The sequence below is a fragment of the Okeania sp. SIO2F4 genome, from assembly GCF_010672385.1.
GTDB lineage: Bacteria > Cyanobacteriota > Cyanobacteriia > Cyanobacteriales > Microcoleaceae > Trichodesmium.
Genome location: NZ_JAAHGT010001389.1, coordinates 1 through 1,520 on the forward strand (window position 1 = coordinate 1; position 1,520 = coordinate 1,520).

The 1,520-nt window shown below is 41.0% G+C and carries 1 pseudogene; it reads right to left on the minus strand.

From position 1 onward, the window contains the following. Positions 1-374 precede the first annotated feature (374 nt). Positions 375-1,201 (minus strand): annotated as a pseudogene (locus tag F6K22_RS40660) (reverse transcriptase N-terminal domain-containing protein); the annotation flags it as partial. Positions 1,202-1,520 lie beyond the last annotated feature (319 nt).

The following is a 1,520-nucleotide window of genomic DNA, read 5'->3' on the forward strand; positions in this document are numbered from 1 at the left end:
AGTACTTAATTTTGATATTTGTACGGTTTTATGTACTGATGTTAAGTATAATAATATTTGTAATGTTATTATTTGAGATGGACTCAACTTTTGTTCGATCTGGTTTTGATCAAAGCCTAATATATTCACTTTTATTAATTTTTATTTGTAATTACCAACCCTTTTTGATCGGACTTTTTAACTGTTTTCCCGGTTATTTGAATAAATAATCAACCTAATGTGTGGCGCGATACTGCGCTCCGCAACGCTCCGCGAACGCACCACACCCCCATCTATTCTCAATAATAGTGGGATTTTAGTTGAACTATTCTTCAGCTTATTTGATAAATCCACCTCTAGATATAGCTTTCAGCTACCTTGTCACCCCGTGAGGTTTTTTCCATACCGTGTAAGGCGATGTTTGCTAGTAGGGGACTTATGACCCCTCCCTGTGGTGTACCTTCCACAGTGTCTAGAAATTGATTGTTATCAAATACTCCAGACTTTAACCATTGTTTGATTAGTCGCCTGTAAGGTGTTTTTTCAATCTTTCCTAGCAGTGCATCATGGTTAATTCGGTCAAAACATTTGGATATGTCAGCATCTAGGACATATTTGGGTTTTTTGTTGATACTGGCATAGATGCTATAGATGGCATCGTGTGTTGACCGTCCTGGTCTAAAACCATAGCTATTAGGTTCAAAACGTGCCTCCCATTCTGGTTCCATACCCAACTTAACCAGAGCTTGTAATGCACGGTCGTACATTGATGGGATTCCAAGAGGTCTCTTTTCGTCCTTTCCTGGTTTTGGTATCCAGACTCTACGGGTTGGGCTTGCTTTGAGGTAGCGTGATGAAAGTAGGTTTACCAGATTAAATCTTTGCATTGGTGGTAGATTTTTGATACCGTCTACACCCGCTGTCTTCTTGCCCTGGTTATCCTGTGTCACGCGCCTAACAGCTAGCAACCTTGCGTAATAGTTTTTGGTCAGAAGTCTTTGGTATTTACGCCGGAAAGCGGATTTCGCCACGGCTGGATGCTCTGTAAATTAAATGCATGCAACTTAAATACATTCTTCTCGACCCGTCTCCAGTTAATATCTCTCCATTTGAGATTTGGATTAATACAAACCGGGTCTGGGATATCGTCTGTATCCCATGCCACGCTTAAAAAGGGCTTTGGATCTCCCAACCTTCTTTTTAGTGTTTTAGCTTTATTCATCGCTAATTGTTACCTTACATTACGTCTAACAGTGGGTACGTCTGCTCATATAAGCTTCTTACCCAATCCTACTCCCCCTAAAACCTGCAACCGATTTGCAGATTGACCTTGAATGGCTTCCTAAGTTCTCGACCTATATTCTTGGGATGTCTTAGAGAGGTTTTCTCGTTCCCTTATGCCTTTATTGCGACTGATTTAGTAGGGCAAAATCCCCCGGAGGGTGCGGTATGGTTGTCAACACAAAAGGACAAATTTTTATGTTCATAGACCCTCTGACTTTCGTCCTACATTCCATAGCTACCTTTGGAATGGCTACACA